The following is a 16,225-nucleotide window of genomic DNA, read 5'->3' as shown; positions in this document are numbered from 1 at the left end:
GTCGCTCCTGCCTCTACCTTTCTCTCGGATGCCGCTTCCGCAGCTCGGCGACGTATTCTCCCCGTCCCGTCTCCGCCAGCCGTCGGGCGTATGAAGCCAGCTGTCCCTGGCGTGATAGGGCCGCCGCGACGAGAATAAGGACGGAGACGCAGCGCCTCCGGGCAGCGCTACGGGGCGGCTCAGGCAGCGCTACGGGGCGGCTCGGGCGGCGCTGAGCCGCACCGGCTTTTTCAATCCCGGCCGTTCCACGCCTCCATCATCAGCTCGCCCACGACCGCCGCGCCTGCGGACGAACCAAACGCTGCCGCGTGCACGATCTGGTAGCGGGCCGTCATCGCATCGCCCGCGCAATAGACGCCCGGCACGCTCGTCTGTCCCATCTCGTTCGCCTCGACCGTGCCCGTCTCGTCGGCGCGGCAGCCGAGCCGCTGCGGCAAGTCGGAGCCCGCCGCCAGCTGCGAGGCAAAAATCATGCCGCCGAACGGTTCGCTCGCCCCGTCCGTCCATTCCACGCGCTCCAGCATCCCGTCCCGCGCGTGCAGCCGGCGGATCGTCCCGGTCCGCACCGCGACGCCGTGCGCCTCCAGCTCGGCGATTTGAGCTTCGTCCAGTCCGCCTTCGCCGTTCGTAAGCACCGTTCGCTGCGGCGTCCAGGCCGCGAGCAGCTTCGCCATATGCATCGCATGATCCCCGCGGGCAAGAATCGCCAGGCTGCGGTCTCGCATCTCCCAGCCGTCGCAGAACGGGCAGACGAAAGCGCTGCGGCCGTAAATCTCCTGCAGTCCCGGCACCTCGAGCGGAAGGTCCTTCTTGCCCGTGGCAAAAATGAGCTTGCGCGCCTCATACGTCTCGCCGTCCTGCGTGACGACACGGAACCGGCCGTTGTCGCCCGCAGCCTCCGCCGCTCTGCCCTCCAGCACCCGGACGGACGGATACGGAGCGAGCTGCTCCAGTCCGATCCGGCGAAGCTCCATCGGCGAGATGCCGTCCCTCGTCAAGAAGCCGTGGCTTTCCTTCGTCACCCGATTGCGAGGCTTGCCCTCGTCCAGCACCAGCACGTCGCGCCGGGCGCGGCCCAGCACGAGCGCAGCGCTCAGTCCGGCAGGTCCGCCTCCAATGATGATCGCATCCAGCCTTGTTTCCGCCATGCTTAATCGCCTCCATCGTAGAGTATTGATATCTATAATTAGCCCGAAACGATCCCGCCTCCGTGCGCCCTCGGGCGCCTGCGAGGCGGGATACGAATCAAGAGGATGCCTTCTGGTCCTGCTGGCGGGCCAGATCGGCGATCGTGACGGAGGCCAGATGCGCCTCCATCTTATGCTCGGCCTCCGCCATCGCCCGATGGATGAGGCAGCCGGGATTGTGATGGACGCCGCTGCATTCGTACAGCGACGTCTTGCCTTCGATCGCCTGGATGATGTCGAGCAGGGCGATGTCGCCGGCGCCGCGCCGGAGCCGGTAGCCGCCCGATACGCCGGGCGAGGACTCCACGAGACCGTCTTTGACAAGCTTCGTCAAGATCTTGGACAAATACGTCGGGGAGACCTGCATCCGCTCGGCAAGCGTTCCGACGCCGACGCGCCCTTCCCGCCCGCCGAGCGCGAGGTGCAGCATCGTATGCATCGCGTAATCCGTCGCTTTGGAATATTTCATTCTGTATCGCCTTCTCTATCGTAGACTCACTGGGTCTATGATAACCCCGTTTTAACAAAACCGCAACTTAAAAAAGCTGGCGAGGGAGCTTTCGCATCCCGCTGCCAGCCGATCCAACCCTTGCACGCCATGCCATCTGTCGATGCGCGCAATGAAACCGTTTCAAACTATACGCCCAAAAGCTGCTTCTTCTTCGCTGCGAATTCATCTTCAGAAATGATGCCATCTTTCAGCAGATCGGATAATTTCCTGATCTGATCCGCAGCGTCCTCTTGCTTGAATATCGGTTCGCCAGACGGCTGCTTCACTCCTACTCGCGAGTTGACCTCATTGATGAATGTCGTGACTTCGCCCTTATTGATCCAGTTCATCTTTACCTTATTGTTGGATGCGTAAAAGGAAAGCGAGTACCCGCTCAGCCCTTTGCTGTATTCGAATGAGCTGATGTTGGAATAGGGAAAGGATTCCGAATCGAATCCAAACATTCTTTTGGCGAAAAAGAACACTCTTTCGTTCGTAGCCAGAAAGATGCCGACTTTAACAACGCTTTTTCCCATTGATTTGCCTTCATATGCTCCCATGACAGCGCCGAGCACTTTTTCCCCCGGCTTAAGATGCTTTTTGCCATGCTCGATTTGTTTATTGAAGCTCGCCATTGTATTTCCCTCCGAATTTATTATGGAAGAATCCGACTGAATAGGAACAACGAACTATTCCTACTATTTTTATATCGGGCATTTCGCCTAAAAATGAAGTCGGACAGCGAACATTTACGTTAAATCAGTCCCTAGCGGCCAACCCCTACTTCCCTTGTTCCCCGCTCCCCCAGCGGATCGCCCAATTCTCCATTTCCTTGAGCGCCGCCTGGAAGTCCCGGCCCTTATCCGTCAAGGAATATTCCACCATCACCGGCACGCTTGGATACACCTCGCGGCGGACGATTCCCGTGCTCTCCAGATGACGCAGCACGTTCGTCAGCGACTGGGTGCGCACGACCGCGACATCCCTCTGCAGCTGCTGAAATCTGCGCGGCCCCTTGTAGAGCTCCGCGATGACCAGGATGGACCACTTCGCTCCCAATATTTCGAGCACCGAGCAGATGTGGGGATGATCCGACCCCTCCCGGCTCCATTCCTCGATCTCCTGCTCTTCCTCTGCGTGTCGCTTCACCATGACGCTCCTCTCCCTTCCCGTACGGAACGAACGTCCATTGCGTTGGACTACGTCCATCCGTTTTGCGTACTTACCAAAGTAAAGAAACTTAATTATAATCCAATCAAACAAACCGAAGGGAACGATCTCCAATGAAAACAAACGCGTTTACGATCTATCTGCTTGCGCTCGGCGTGTTCCTCACCGCCACCTCGGAGCTGGTCGTATCAGGAATTCTACCCCGCATCGCCGAGGATGTAAATATTTCCTTGGCCGTCGCCGGGCAATTGATTGCCGTCTATTCCTTGTCGTTCGCGATCGCGACCCCGCTGCTCATCGTCCTGACCAGCCGCACGGACCGCAAGTCGCTGCTGCTCGGCTCGCTGGCCGTCTTCATTGCCGGCAACGCCTGGTCCGCCTTGAGCTCGACGATCGAGTCGCTGATGGCGGCGCGGGCGGTGCTCGGAGCAAGCTCCGGCGTCTTTCTCGTCGCATCCCTCGGCGTCGCCGCCAAGCTCGTACCGGCCGACAAGCTGGGGCGGTCCGTCGGCACGATCATCCTCGGCTTCAGCAGCGCGCTGATCCTCGGCGTGCCGCTCGGCGTCGCCATCGCCGAATGGCTGAGCTGGCAAGCGATCTTCGTCCTGCTCGGCGCTCTCAGTGCAGCCGTCGGCGCCGTCATTTTCCGCCTCATGCCCCGAGTGGAGGGCGACGAGCCGGTTCCGTTGTCCCGCCAGCTGAAGAATGCGGGCAGCGCGGTCATCCTGACGGCATTTTTGATCTCGCTGCTCCGCGAGGGGGGAAATTCCGTCTTCCTCACCTATATCTCCCCTTACCTGCAGCAGATGCTGGACTTCCGAACGGCGGATATCGCCTTTCTCCTGCTCGCTCTCGGGCTGATCGGCGCATTCGCCTCCCGGCTCGGCGGCAGCCTCGTCGACCGCTGGGGAGCCGCGCGGACGCTCGGCACGAGTCTCCTGCTCCATCTGCTGGCGCTGGCGCTTCTGCCGATCCTCGCCTTCTCGACGCCGATCGCGGTCGCATTGATCGCCATCCTGTTCTTCGCTTTGTTCGCCTCCGGCCCTGCGGTGCAGAGCTATATGATCCAGCAAGCGCCCAAGTCGGCCAACTTCGTGCTCAGCCTGAACACCTCCGTCATCCACCTCGGCATCGCCGGCGGCGCGGGAGCGGGAGGATGGCTGATCGATCGGACCGATGCGGTCGAATTCCATCCGTGGCTTGCGGCATCGCTGATCGGACTTGGCTTCGCGGCGGCGCTCGCCAGCTTCGCGCTCAGCCGCAGGGCCGACATCCAGGCAGCACAGAGAAACGCGGTTTGAGGTTCGGAAGCGAGCGGGGCGCGGGCTTGTCTGTCCCGCTTGGATGAACGGCGCGGCCGCAGCAAAAAAAAGAGACGAAGCGAGGCCAGCCTCCGCTTCGTCTCTTGCTTGTCGTCCCGGCCTAACCGCCGGCCTGGGACCGTTTCGCCCGCAGCGCCGTTCCCGGCTTGGCCGGCGGAATGCTCTGCGGATTGCGGAACACGTTTTCCGGATCGTACTTCGCCTTCACGCGGCGCAGCCGGGGGTAGTTCTTGCCGTAATAGACCGGGCCGGAAGCCTTGATGCCTTGGTCCGGGACATTGATGTAGGACCCGACGAGGTAAGGCTGCAGCCTCCGGCGCGTCTTGCGCACGATCGCGATGTTCCGGGCTGCCTGGCTCGGCTTGATCCAGGAGCTGTTCCACTCCGCGTAGAACTTCGCGTCGCGCCAATAGAACGCCGTCGAGCGAGGCGCCGGCCGGCTCACCGCTCCGCCCCAGTTGAGGAAGAAGAACCCGGCGAACTCGCCCTCGATGTTCTCCAGGAACTCGCGCATCGGCTTCAGCGCCGCTTTTGGGAACGGCCGGCGGGCGAAGCCGGAGGAGAATTGATTGCTTTCGCGCTGCGTGAGCACCGGATCGGGCGGCAGAAGGAACGTGACCGCTTCATCGTACGGCAGCAGCCGGATGATTCGGCTCGTCGGCGTCCCGATGCTCGTCAGAGGCTCCAGCAGCCGCGTCGCCACGGTCTTGGAGCCGAGGAACAGCCCTTCCATGCTGACATTGCCGCCCTTCTTCGGCCCGATCGACAGCTCGCTGCCGAGCCTCGTATCGACGGACGGCGCCCACTTCTGCCAGGCGAGGAACACCTCCTCGAACTGCTCCCACGGCCAGGTGATCCGGTAGACGGTCGCTTTGGCCGGAGCCCTCCGAACCTTGAACTTATACTTGGTGCAGACGCCGAAGTTGCCTCCTCCGCCCCCGCGGGAGGCCCACAGCAGGTCCGCGTTCCGCTTCTTGCTCGCTCGGAGGATGCGGCCTTCGGCATCGACCATTTCCAGAGCGGTCAGATTGTCGCTGATGAGGCCGATCGTACGCTGGAGCGGGCCGATGCCGCCGCCGAGGGTGATGCCGCCGATGCCGACCGTGGGGCTGTCGCCGAAAGGAGCGATGAAGCCTTGCTTCGCCAGCGTGTGGGCGATCCGCCCGACCCGGTTGCCGGCTCCGACGACGGCGGTGCCCTTGACCTTGTTCAGCTTGATTTCATTGAGCTTGCTGACATCGATGACGATGCCGCCGTTCACTTGGGACAGATTGACCTCCAGCGCATGGCGGCCGCTTCTCGGCCGGATCGGCACCTTGTTCTCGCGAGCCCACTTGATGGCGTTGGACACGTCTTTGGCCGTCCGGGCAAAGACGAATACCTTGGGAAACCGATCCGTATGCGGGTCCCAGTTTTTGCGCGCGGCATCATACCCCGGATCCCCGCGAAAAAGGACCTTCCCGGTCAGTCTTGTTTTGGATTTCACCACTCCAGCTCCTGTCCGACAAAGGTCATGCCGCATGCCTGCGGCTTGCAGCCCTTTATCGTATGAGGGGCTCTAGCGGATGGAATGGGCCGGCCAGGCCGGTTATCGCCCGGATTGCAGCAATCGGGAAGAAATCAGGCAGCGAGATTTCGGTTAGAATGGAGAGAGATCCAATAAGGAGGCCAGGTACATGAGCAAAATCCATCAAGCGATTGTTCCGCATCTGTGGTTCGACAAGGAAGCGAAGGAAGCGGCGGAGTTTTACAGCTCGGTCTTCCCGGATTCCGGCTTGAACAGCGTGACGCCTTTGAACGACACGCCTTCCGGCGATGCCCATATCGTCTCGTTCCGCGTCTGGGGGCAGCCGTTCATGGCGATTTCGGCAGGACCGCATTTCAAGGTGAATCCTTCCATTTCGTTTTTCGCCAACTTCGATCCGTCGCGGGAACCGAATGCGAAGGACATGCTGGATGACGCATGGGAGAAGCTGTCCGATGGAGGAACGCCTCTCATGCCGCTCGGGTCCTACCCGTTCAGCAAGCATTACAGCTGGATTCAGGACAAATACGGGGTCAACTGGCAGCTCATGCTGACGAATCCGGACGGGGAGCCCCGTCCGCCGATCATTCCTTCCCTGATGTTCGTCGGCGCCAACTGCGGCAAGGCGGAGGAAGCGCGGGCGTTCTACCTCTCGGTGTTCCGCGACTCGCAGCCCGGCCAGCTCGTCCGCTACGGCCCCGGCCAGGAGCACGATCGCGAGGGCCACGTCTTGTTCTCCGACTTCCGGCTCGGAAGCACCTGGTTCACGGCGATGGACAGCGCATATGACCACGCGTTCCAGTTCAACGAAGCGGTTTCCTTCGTGGTCCGTTGCGAGACGCAGGAGGAGATCGACTATTATTGGGACAAGCTCTCCGCCGTTCCTGCCGCCGAGCAATGCGGCTGGCTGAAGGACCAATATGGGGTTTCCTGGCAAATTACTCCCGCCGTAATGGACAAGATGCTGGGCGAAGGGACGCCCGAGCAGCGGGATCGCGTCACGAAAGCGTTCCTGAAGATGAAGAAATTCGATCTGGCCGAGCTGGAGCGGACTTATCGGGGAGATTGAATCGGCCAGCGAATTCAAAAAAAGCCATCCCGTTGCGGGATGGCTTTTGTCGTCATGGGCTTTGGCGAATGGAATTGCGCCGCGCCCACCCGCGATAGCCCGTCAGGGTGGCGGCCAGAAAGACGACGTAGATGGCGGCCGCCGCCCAAATCGAGCGCGCATCGTACACGAGGCCGTCGCCGATGATGACAAACAGCAGCATCGACGGCACTTTGCCGAGCGCCGATGCGGTCGCGTACACGCCGAACGATACGCGGCTGAGCGCCGCGTACACGTTGATGACGACCGACGGGATGAAGGGGATAAGCCGCGCGAAAAGAATCATCAGAAAGGCGTTGCGCTCGAACAGCTGCGTCATTCGATCCAGCCGGCCGTATCGCGCCAGCACGCGGCTCCCCCAGTCCCGAAAGACGTAGCGGATGAACAGGAACATGAGCAAGGAAGCCGCGGTCGAGCCGACCCAGGTGACGATGCCGCCCTGGATCGGGCCGTAGGCCGCCCCGATGACGGCGCCGACGACCGGATACGGGATGACGGGGAACAGCGCCATTCCGGTCGCGGCCAGCATGACGGGAATGGCCGACTCCTGGCTCTCGATCCAGCCTAGGATCGGCTCGCGGTACAGATAGACGACGACCGCGACCCAGGCGTAAAGGATCGTCATCGAAATTTTTTTCATCATAGCTGCGCTCTCTTCTTGTTCGTCATTAGCTTGCCTTCTCTAAGAATACGAAAACAGCGTGGAGGATACAACCGTACCGGATATCGCAGCGATGTCCAAAGATTGTCGGGAACCGAAATTCGTTCATTTTATCCGAGGGCTGAACCCGAAATCCGTCCTCCTCTGGGCCCTATAAATGAAACGAAAAACACCATCACAGGCTGTGATGGTGTTCTGCTTCTATGGAGCCTAGGGGGATCGAACCCCTGACCTCATCGCTGCCAGCGATGCGCTCTCCCAGCTGAGCTAAGGCCCCGTATAGGGATGTCGTATGTATGTCCTCTGCTTCTATTTCGAAGAGATTTGCTTACCGCGACAAGAAAGAATATACCATGTGACTAAATGAAGTGTCAACACTTTATTCGCCATTCTTTTGATGCTGCGGGCAAGGCGTCAAACGGCTGCGTCACACCGCCGAGTTTCCGGCCAATGCCATTTGCTTTCTTCGAAAAAATGTTCTACTCTATTAACTGTTAAGACCTATTAACTATTATCGATGAATCCCATCGACACGCGAGGTGATTGCCGCTGAATCCGCAGCACCCTCTATCCCGCCTGATCGGCGAGTACATGCAGACGCTCGTCGAGCGCTTCACCAAGCTGCAGGACCCTTCCCTCTCGGCGCCGCAGTACGCGATCCTGCAGACGCTGGCCCGCGAAGGCCGCAAGGCCTCGTCCGAGCTGGCCGCACGCCTGGAGGTGACGCCGTCCGCCGTGACGAACCTCAGCACGAAGCTCGTGCAGAAGGGCTACGTCGAGCGGATCGTCTCCGAGCAGGACCGGCGAATCGTGTTCCTGCAGATTACGGAAGCCGGAGCGGCAGCCGAAAAAGGACTGCTGGACCGGTTCGAAGAGCTGATGGACGGGGCATGGGAAGGCTTTACCGAAGAGGAGCGGATGCTGCTCGAACGCTCGTACCGGCAGCTGATCGCTCATTTGCAGCAAGAAAAGGACTCCACCGGGACATCTTAGCATGGGCAACAACGTCCACGACAATCCAACTGAATGCGGAGGAATCAACCATGGATCGACTCAAAGGAAAAGTCGCGATCGTAACCGGCGCCGCCGGCGGCATGGGCAAGGCGGACGCGCTGCTGTTCGCCAAGGAAGGCGCGAAGGTCGTCGTCACGGACCTGCAGGAGGACAAGCTCCAGGCCGTCGTCGAGGAAATCAAGGCAGCCGGCGGAGAAGCCGCAGGCTTCAAGCATAACGTCGCCTCCGAAGAGGATTGGCAGCGCGTCGTCGCGGAGGCGGTGTCCGTCTTTGGCAAGATCGACATCCTCGTCAACAACGCCGGCATCTCGGACGCCACTCCGTTCATGGACCAGACGGTCGACAACTGGGAGCGAGTGATGAAGATCAACGTCACGAGCATCTTCCTCGGCCAGAAATACGTCATCCCGCAGATGATCGAAGCGGGCGGCGGCTCCATCATCAACATCTCCTCGATCGCCGGCCTCACCGGCGGCAGCGGCACCGGCCCTTACACGGCCAGCAAAGGCGCCGTCCGCCTGCTGACGAAGGCGACCGCGGTCGACTATGCGAAGCACAACATCCGCTGCAACTCGATCCATCCCGGATTCATCGAGACCCCGATGACCGTCGACATGTTCAAGGACCCGCAGATGGTGCAGTGGTTCCAGATGCAGACGCCGCTGCCTCGCCTCGGCAAAGCCGAGGATATCGCGAACGGCGTGCTGTTCCTCGCGTCGGACGAGTCCTCCTATATTACCGGCGTCGAGCTGCCGATCGACGGCGGCTACTACGCCAAGTAATTCGGTCACGTCGCGCCAAAAAGCCCGAGCCTCTTCGCATGCACGAAGACGGTTCGGGCTTTTTGCCGTCATAACGGCCTTGCCGCGGCCGCCTCAGCTCTCGGCCGGATTTTTGGACAGCAGGCTGGACAGCTCCTTCATGAACATGTCGATGTCCTTGAACTGGCGGTAGACCGAAGCGAAGCGCACGTAGGCGACCTCGTCCACCGGATAGAGCTGCTGCATGACGAGCTCGCCGATGGCCCGGCTGTCGATTTCGGCCTGGGCCGTCGTCCGCAGCTCCTTTTCGACCTCGGAGACGATCTCCTCCAGGCGCTCGACCGGCACCGGCCGCTTCTCGCAGGCTCGGATGAGGCCTCGCAGGATCTTGTCGCGGCTGAACTCCTCGCGGCTGCCGTCCTTTTTGATGACGATCAGCGGCGTCTCCTCGATCATCTCGAACGTCGTGAAGCGGCGGCTGCACTTCTCGCATTCGCGGCGGCGACGGATGGACTTGTCCCCGTTGGCGGGACGGGAATCCAGCACCTTGGTGCCGTTATGCTCGCAATAGGGACATTTCATCGTTGCCCCTCCTTTTCCTCAGGGTGGCGCGCGGCGGCGATCCCGCTCTGCGCAAAGGCTGTCAGCCATTTGTACAAATTTATCTTCTCCCTGCGTATGAACCTGGCATTTCGGCACATAATACTTTTACCAACCGCGAGGAGGTGAAACGACAATGTCCCAAAACAACAACAGCAACAAGCTGGTCGTAACGGGTTCCCATGCAGCCCTGGACCAAATGAAGTATGAAGTTGCTCAAGAACTCGGTATCGCCATCCCGCAGGACGGCTACTACGGCAACTTCACGACTTATGACGCTGGCTCCCTCGGTGGTTACATCACGAAACGCCTTGTCACCATCGGCGAGCAATCCCTCGCAGGTCAATACAAATAATTGACCTCATACCGAAAGGCCCGGAGCCGTCCCGAAGCGGATGCTCCGGGCCTTTTTCATGTCTCGTTTCCATTATACCTAACGGGACCATTCCGGATAAAGGCTTTTGTACTTTTTGTAGTAATAATTGACTCTTTGCACGTAATGGCGGGTCTCGCCATAAGGCACTTGATCGAGCCGCGCCAGCGTTCCGTCCCAGCGGCCCTCCTGGAGCCACTGGCCGACCTTTCCCGGACCGGCGTTGTACGCGGCGACCGAAGCCGCCTGGTTCCCCTTGAACTGGTCGTGCAGCGAATGCACGTACCAGGAGCCGGCGCGAATATTTTCCTCGACCCCGCTCATGACGGCGTCGCGGGACATCGTCTTGAACTTGGCGGCTCCGATGATCCACTCCGCCGTATCCGGCATGAGCTGCATGACGCCGCCCGCCCCTTTGCTGGATAGCTTGTCCGCACGGAAGTTGGATTCCACCCGGATGATCGCCGCGATCAGATACGGGTCGACCTTCTGCTCGGCGGCCGCCTGTTCGATGCTGTCCTTGAAGGGGATCGGATACATCATGCGCCCGAGCCAGTCGGACTTCAGGAACAGCAGGGCGATGAAGCCGATCAGCACGACCAGCAGCACCCGCTTGCGGGCAAGCCAGCCCCAGCTCATGGCCTCCCCCGCTCGGAGAGGAAGCGCTCGACCTGCAGCCGAGTCTCCTCCTCGCTGCCGCCGTTGTCGATGACCCAGTCCGCTCGCAGCCGCTTCTCCTCGAGGTCGAGCTGCAGGCCGATCCGCCGGCGCGCCTCCGCCTCGTCCATCCCGCTGCGCTTCATCAGCCGCTCAAGCTGGACGTCCGCCGGCGCGTATACCGTCAGCACGCCGTCATAGGCCTTGTCCTGTCCGGTCTCGAACAGCAGCGGAATGTCCGCGAAGACGAGCCGGTCCGGCCTATGCCTCTCCGCCTGCTCCATCTCCTCCTGCATGCGGCGGCGGATCGCCGGGTGCAGGATGCCTTCCAGCCGGCGGAGCTTGTCCGGCTGGCCGAAGACGATGCGGCCGAGGGCGGCCCGATCCAGCCGTCCGTCCGGCTGCAGCACGCCGTCGCCGAAGGCGCGTACGATGTCGCCGAGCGCGGGCTCCCCCGGCTCGACGACGGCGCGGGCCGCCTCGTCGGCGTCCGATACGAACGCGCCTCTCTCCCGCAGCATGCGGGAGACGGTGCTTTTGCCGCTGGCGATGCCGCCTGTGAGTCCGATTCTCATGCGAGTTCCTCCTTTCTTCGGATAAAGTCCAACATCCCCCCGCCACGGGAGGGATCGGGTTGATACCGGATCGCCGGGCGGGATCAGCTCGGCTCCTCGAATTGTCACCAGAGCTTGCCGAGGCCGATCAGCAGCAGCAGCGCTCCCGGCAGCACGCTCAGCAGCCTCATGCGCTTGCCGCCGGAGAAGCGGAAGCCGAAGCGCAGCCCCGCCGCCAGAAACAGGCCGCTGGCCAGCATGATGCTGAGCGCCGTCAGCCACGGGTCGAGGCCGACCATCGCCGCTCCGAGGCCCGCGCCGAACGCGTCGAGCGACAGCGCCGAGCCGAGCAGCAGCGCTTCGCCGGCGCTGATGCTGCCGGAGCTGTCGACGTCCGCCGTCTGCGGCGAGCGCAAAATCTGGATGACGATGCCGAGCTTCTTGATCTCGAGCGTCAGCACGGCGATCGACGGCACCGCCAGCTCGGCGGCGGCTCCGGAGCCGGCGGACATCGCCGCAGCCGGGCTGCCGGCGGAGCCGGCGGCGGTCGGAGCAGCTCTGCGGCCATCGACAGCCGGAGAGGCGCCTGGCGCGGCGGGGCGGCCCGCATCCTCGCCTCGGCCAGCTGCCTGCGGGGCGGATGGCGCTTCCGGAAGGTCCGCATCGGCGGTCGTCCGCTTGGGCCGCAGCTGCTGGAACAGCGTGAAGCCGCCGATGCCGATCAGGATGAGCGCCCCGATGCGCTTCGCATCCTCGGCGTCGACGAATCCCGTCAGCCATGTCCCGATCTTCATGCTGAGCAGGATGACGATGCCCGAGCATCCCGTTATGATGAGCACGGACAGCAGCGGGATGCGGATCCGCCTCAGTCCGTACGTGATTCCGACTCCGAATCCGTCTACGCTGACGGCAAAGGACAGCAGCAGCAGCGGCAGCAGATGGGCAAGCATGGCGGTACAGTCCTCCCTGCGAATGGCTTTGCTCCATCCTATGCAGGAACTGGGCATCTGTTCCGATGCGGCCGCTCCCGCCGCCTTCGCGGAAGTGGCGGCGCGCTGCCTGCGCTACCGGCTGGACGCCTCGGCGCGCTTGCGGCGGACGCTCGGCAGCGGCTGGCAGGACACGCAAAAATGCGTGCCCCGGCCGCCGACGACCGTCTTGACGATCGGCGCTCCGCAGCCCGGGCAAGGCTCGTTCTTGCGTCCGTAGACGAGCAGCTCGTGCTGGAAGCGGCCCGCGTCACCTTGGCCGTTGACGTACGACTTGATCGACGATCCGCCTGCCTCGACGGCACGCTCCAGCGTCGACCGGATCGAAGCATGCAGCTTGCGCCACTGGTCCGGCTTCAGCCGGTCCGCCGTCGTCTCCGGATGGATGCCCGCGCTGTGCAGCGCCTCATCGACATAGATATTCCCGAGCCCGACGATGTAGGCCTGGTTCAGCAGCAGCGGCTTGATCATCGTCGTGCGTTTCCCGAGCAGCCCGCGCAGCGCTTCGAGCGTGAACGCCTCGCCGAGCGGCTCCAGCCCGAGCTTGGCGAGCGGCGGGCGTGCGAACTCCTCGCCCGGCTCGAACAGATGCATCGTGCCGAACTGGCGCACGTCCTGGTACCGCAGCTCGGTGCCGTCCGTGAAGCGGAAGCGCACATGGGTATGCTTGGCCACCGGCTCGCCGGCGTCATAGAGGCCGTAGCGGCCTTCCATGCGCAGATGCGAGACGAGCACGAGCCCGTCGAGCACGATGCGGATGAACTTGCCGCGGCGCTCGGCTTTTTGGATCGTATGCCCGGCCAGGGCGGCGGCGAACGCCTCCGGCTCCTGCGGGCGCTGTATGATGCGCGGCAAGGTGACGACGACGCTCTCGATCGTCTTGCCCGCCGCGATTAAGGTCAGCGTTCGGCTTACCGTTTCGACCTCCGGCAATTCCGGCATGGGGATCAACACCTTTCTCTATCCTACCCATTATAACGGAGATAAGTGCTTCCTGCATGCCCAGAGGACTGGGAAAACAACCGAGCCGCCTCCCCCGCTCCGCGGAAAAGGCGGCTCGGGAGCCGTCCGTTACTTCGCCTCGTACCAGTTCGCTCCGTAGCTGACGTCCGCGCGCAGCGGCACGCTCAGCTCCAGGGCGCTCTCCATCACCTCGGGCACGAGTCTCTTCATCGTCTCGAGCTCCTCGGGATGCACCTCGAAGACAAGTTCGTCATGCACCTGCAGCAGCATGCGCGAGCGCAGCCCCTCGGCGCGCAGCCGCTCCTGCATCTTGACCATCGCCAGCTTGATGATGTCGGCGGCCGTGCCCTGGATCGGCGTGTTCATCGCCGTCCGCTCGGCAAACGAGCGCAGGTTGAAGTTCGACGCCTTGATCTCCGGCAGGTAGCGCCTGCGCTCCAGCAGCGTCGTCACGTAGCCGTCGCGGCGCGCCTGCTGCACGATGTCGTCCATGTACTTGCGCACGCCCTGGAACGCCTCGAAGTACTGATCGATGAAGCGGGCGGCCTCCTTGCGCGTGATGCCGAGATTCTGCGAGAGGCCGAAGTCGCTGATGCCGTAGACGATGCCGAAGTTGACCGCCTTGGCGGAGCGGCGCATGTCCGCATCCACGTCCGCCTGCGCCACGCCGAAGACGTCCATGGCCGTCTTCGTGTGCACGTCGAGGTCCTGCGTGAACGCCTCGCTCAGCCCTTCGTCGCCGGAGATGTGCGCCAGCACGCGCAGCTCGATCTGCGAGTAGTCGGCCGCGAGGATGAGCCAGTCCGGCTCGGACGGCACGAACGCCTTGCGGATCTTGCGTCCTTCCTCCAGCCGGATCGGGATGTTCTGCAGGTTCGGGAACTGGCTGCTCAGCCGGCCCGTCGCCGCGATCGTCTGGCGGTAGTACGTATGGATCTTGCCGCTGTCCGGACGGACCTCCTTGAGCAGCCCTTCCACATACGTCGACTGCAGCTTGTGGAGCTGGCGGAAGTGCAGGATGAGCGGGATGATCTCGTGGTACGGCTCCAGCTTCTCCAGCACGTCGGCATCGGTCGAGTAGCCGGTCTTCGTCTTCTTCATGACGGGCAGGCCGAGCTTGTCGAAAAGGATCTCGCCCAGCTGCTTGGGCGAGTTGATGTTGAACTCCTGGCCGGCGTGGCGGTAGATCGCCTCCATGTCGGCCTTGATGCCGGTCTCCAGCTCCGACCCGAGCTGGCGGATCGTCTGCGCGTCGACGGAGATGCCCTGGCGCTCCATGTCGGCGAGCACGCCGGACAGCGGCTGCTCCAGCTCGTAGTAGAGCCGGTGCATGCCCGTCTCCTCCAGCTGGGCCTGCTGCAGCGGCGCGGCCGCGCGCACGGCGTCGGCCTTGACGGCCAGCTGCGCGTACAGCGCTTCCTTGTCCGGTACCTTGAACTTGGCGCCCTTGCCGTAGACGGACTCGTCGGTCGGCACGGACGGCAGGCCGAGGCGAGCCGCGATGCCGCTGACGCTCTGGTCGGTCGCGGTCGGATCGAGCAGGTAGGCGGCCAGCACGATGTCGAACGCTCCGCCCTGCAGATGCACGCCGAGGCGCGCGCTGAGCGCCAGCTCCGCGCGGTGCAGGTCGCAGCCGACCTTCGGCGCGGACGCGTCGGCGAGCCACGCCTTGAAGCCGTCGGCGTCCGGGCTGGCGAGCCAGTCGCCGCACATGGCGTAGACGGCCTCCTCGGCCGCATAGGCGGCGCCAATCAGCTCAGCGTGATGGGGATTGTCGCCGACCGCCTCCAGGTAGAACGCGCCCGGAGCGCGCAGCGCCTGCTCCAGCGCCTGGCGTGCTTCGCTGTCCCCGATCTCGACCGGCCGGACGTCGAGCACCTTTTGCGGCTCGGCCGATGCCGGAGCGGCAGCGCCGAGGTCGAGCCGCTCGATGAGCGACTTGAACTCCAGCTTGCCGAACGCTGCGGCCAGCGTCGACGGCTCGTACCCTTTGTAGGCGAAATCGCCCGTCTCGCCCGCAAGCGGCACCTCGCGGAAGATCGTCGCCAGCTGCTTGCTCAGCCGCGCCGACTCCTGATGCTCCTCGACGCGCTCCTTGAGCTTGCCCTTGAGCTCGCCGGAGCGCTCCAGCACCGCCTCGACCGTGCCGTATTCATGCAGCAGCTTGAGCGCGGTCTTCTCGCCCACGCCGGGGATGCCGGGGATGTTGTCGGACGTGTCGCCCATGAGCCCCTTGAGGTCGATGATCTGCGACGGCTCCAGGCCGTAGCGCTCGCGCACTGCCGCCGGATCGTACAGCTCGATCTCGCTGACGCCCTTGCGCGTGATGGCGATCGACACCTGCTCCGATGCGAGCTGCAGCATGTCCTTGTCGCCGCTGACGACGACCGCCTGCACGCCCTGCTCGTCCGCCATGCGGGTGAGCGTGCCGATGATGTCGTCCGCCTCGTAGCCCGGCAGCTCGAACTGGCGGATGCCGAACGCCTGCACGACCTCCTTGATGAGCGGGAACTGCTCGGACAGCTCGGACGGCGTCTTGTCCCGGGTTCCCTTGTAATCCGCGAAGCTTTCCGTGCGGAACGTCACCTTGCCGGCGTCGAAGGCGACCAGCGCATGGGTCGGCTTCTGCTCCTCCAGCACCTTGAGCAGCATCGTCGTAAAGCCGAAAACGGCATTGGTATGCAATCCGGCCGCGTTGGTGAGCGGCGGCATGGCGTAGAACGCCCGATAGGCGATGCTGTTGCCGTCGATCAAGATCCACTTCTCCATATCCAGGCACCTCGTCGTCGTTTATGATTGCTTCTATCATACCACACTCCGCTGGGAAACCTGGAAACCTTAGCGGTCAACA

General features: G+C 62.8%; 17 protein-coding genes and 1 tRNA gene. 5 read left to right on the top strand and 13 right to left on the bottom strand.

Annotated features, from left to right (window positions below; translation table 11 throughout):
* Window positions 1–230 precede the first annotated feature (230 nt).
* The 4 genes from HGI30_RS07970 to HGI30_RS07955 all read right to left on the bottom strand — a co-directional run bounded on the left by HGI30_RS07970 (window position 231) and on the right by HGI30_RS07955 (window position 2,829).
* A complete protein-coding gene (locus HGI30_RS07970) occupies window positions 231–1,148 on the bottom strand; it encodes an NAD(P)/FAD-dependent oxidoreductase (protein ID WP_168907137.1) in 918 nt (305 codons plus the stop codon).
* A 97-nt stretch (window positions 1,149–1,245) separates the two neighbouring features.
* On the bottom strand, window positions 1,246–1,656 hold the full coding sequence (locus HGI30_RS07965) for an RrF2 family transcriptional regulator (protein WP_168907136.1): 411 nt from the start codon (window positions 1,654–1,656) through the stop codon (window positions 1,246–1,248).
* Between the two features lie 167 nt (window positions 1,657–1,823).
* Window positions 1,824–2,312, bottom strand: coding sequence for a PH domain-containing protein (locus HGI30_RS07960; RefSeq protein ID WP_168907135.1), 489 nt, complete (start codon window positions 2,310–2,312; stop codon window positions 1,824–1,826).
* Between the two features lie 145 nt (window positions 2,313–2,457).
* Window positions 2,458–2,829, bottom strand: coding sequence for a winged helix-turn-helix transcriptional regulator (locus HGI30_RS07955; RefSeq protein ID WP_168907134.1), 372 nt, complete (start codon window positions 2,827–2,829; stop codon window positions 2,458–2,460).
* A gap of 131 nt (window positions 2,830–2,960) precedes the next feature.
* Here HGI30_RS07955 and HGI30_RS07950 point away from each other — a divergent pair, with 131 nt between their 5' ends.
* Entirely contained in the window at window positions 2,961–4,148 is a 1,188-nt protein-coding gene (locus tag HGI30_RS07950) for an MFS transporter (RefSeq protein ID WP_168907133.1), read from the top strand.
* Between the two features lie 121 nt (window positions 4,149–4,269).
* Here the strand turns inward: HGI30_RS07950 and HGI30_RS07945 are convergent, their stop codons facing one another.
* Window positions 4,270–5,655 (bottom strand): FAD-binding oxidoreductase, encoded by a 1,386-nt coding sequence (locus HGI30_RS07945; RefSeq protein ID WP_168907132.1) that lies wholly within the window; start codon window positions 5,653–5,655, stop codon window positions 4,270–4,272.
* A gap of 190 nt (window positions 5,656–5,845) precedes the next feature.
* Between HGI30_RS07945 and HGI30_RS07940 the strand changes: the two genes are divergently transcribed.
* Window positions 5,846–6,763 carry a VOC family protein gene (locus HGI30_RS07940; RefSeq protein WP_168907131.1) on the top strand — a complete coding sequence of 306 codons (918 nt, stop codon included), beginning with the start codon at window positions 5,846–5,848 and terminating at the stop codon, window positions 6,761–6,763.
* A 52-nt stretch (window positions 6,764–6,815) separates the two neighbouring features.
* Here HGI30_RS07940 and HGI30_RS07935 read toward each other — a convergent pair whose 3' ends face one another.
* Together HGI30_RS07935 and HGI30_RS07930 are read right to left on the bottom strand one after the other, a co-directional pair.
* Window positions 6,816–7,445 carry a TVP38/TMEM64 family protein gene (locus HGI30_RS07935; RefSeq protein ID WP_168907130.1) on the bottom strand — a complete coding sequence of 210 codons (630 nt, stop codon included), beginning with the start codon at window positions 7,443–7,445 and terminating at the stop codon, window positions 6,816–6,818.
* 222 nt (window positions 7,446–7,667) lie between these two features.
* Window positions 7,668–7,740, bottom strand: a tRNA-Ala gene (locus HGI30_RS07930).
* A 266-nt stretch (window positions 7,741–8,006) separates the two neighbouring features.
* On the opposite strand from HGI30_RS07930, the gene HGI30_RS07925 reads away from it, so the two are divergent.
* Both HGI30_RS07925 and HGI30_RS07920 read left to right on the top strand, forming a co-directional pair.
* Window positions 8,007–8,456, top strand: coding sequence for a MarR family transcriptional regulator (locus HGI30_RS07925; RefSeq protein WP_168907129.1), 450 nt, complete (start codon window positions 8,007–8,009; stop codon window positions 8,454–8,456).
* A 50-nt stretch (window positions 8,457–8,506) separates the two neighbouring features.
* Window positions 8,507–9,259 (top strand): SDR family NAD(P)-dependent oxidoreductase, encoded by a 753-nt coding sequence (locus tag HGI30_RS07920; protein WP_168907128.1) that lies wholly within the window; start codon window positions 8,507–8,509, stop codon window positions 9,257–9,259.
* Between the two features lie 93 nt (window positions 9,260–9,352).
* Here HGI30_RS07920 and nrdR read toward each other — a convergent pair whose 3' ends face one another.
* Window positions 9,353–9,820 carry a transcriptional regulator NrdR gene (gene nrdR / locus HGI30_RS07915; protein ID WP_168907127.1) on the bottom strand — a complete coding sequence of 156 codons (468 nt, stop codon included), beginning with the start codon at window positions 9,818–9,820 and terminating at the stop codon, window positions 9,353–9,355.
* Window positions 9,821–9,974: 154 nt separating this feature from the next.
* On the opposite strand from nrdR, the gene HGI30_RS07910 reads away from it, so the two are divergent.
* On the top strand, window positions 9,975–10,193 hold the full coding sequence (locus HGI30_RS07910; RefSeq protein ID WP_168907126.1) for an alpha/beta-type small acid-soluble spore protein: 219 nt from the start codon (window positions 9,975–9,977) through the stop codon (window positions 10,191–10,193).
* A 78-nt stretch (window positions 10,194–10,271) separates the two neighbouring features.
* Here HGI30_RS07910 and HGI30_RS07905 read toward each other — a convergent pair whose 3' ends face one another.
* The 5 genes from HGI30_RS07905 to polA form a co-directional block, all read right to left on the bottom strand.
* On the bottom strand, window positions 10,272–10,850 hold the full coding sequence (locus HGI30_RS07905) for a lytic transglycosylase domain-containing protein (protein WP_168907125.1): 579 nt from the start codon (window positions 10,848–10,850) through the stop codon (window positions 10,272–10,274).
* Window positions 10,847–11,443, bottom strand: a complete 597-nt coding sequence (coaE, locus tag HGI30_RS07900; protein WP_168907124.1) for a dephospho-CoA kinase — start codon at window positions 11,441–11,443, stop codon at window positions 10,847–10,849. The genes HGI30_RS07905 and coaE overlap by 4 nt, the downstream gene beginning before the upstream one ends.
* A 104-nt stretch (window positions 11,444–11,547) precedes the next feature.
* Window positions 11,548–12,372, bottom strand: a complete 825-nt coding sequence (locus HGI30_RS07895; protein ID WP_206110043.1) for a manganese efflux pump — start codon at window positions 12,370–12,372, stop codon at window positions 11,548–11,550.
* 114 nt (window positions 12,373–12,486) lie between these two features.
* Window positions 12,487–13,353 carry a DNA-formamidopyrimidine glycosylase gene (gene mutM / locus HGI30_RS07890; RefSeq protein WP_168907123.1) on the bottom strand — a complete coding sequence of 289 codons (867 nt, stop codon included), beginning with the start codon at window positions 13,351–13,353 and terminating at the stop codon, window positions 12,487–12,489.
* 129 nt (window positions 13,354–13,482) lie between these two features.
* Window positions 13,483–16,143, bottom strand: a complete 2,661-nt coding sequence (gene polA, locus HGI30_RS07885) for a DNA polymerase I (RefSeq protein ID WP_168907122.1) — start codon at window positions 16,141–16,143, stop codon at window positions 13,483–13,485.
* Window positions 16,144–16,225 lie beyond the last annotated feature (82 nt).

Source organism: Paenibacillus albicereus (assembly GCF_012676905.1).
Taxonomy (GTDB): Bacteria; Bacillota; Bacilli; order Paenibacillales; family Paenibacillaceae; genus Paenibacillus_O; species Paenibacillus_O albicereus.
Note: the sequence above shows the minus strand (reverse complement) of the source record. Positions and strands in the feature narration are given on the sequence as shown.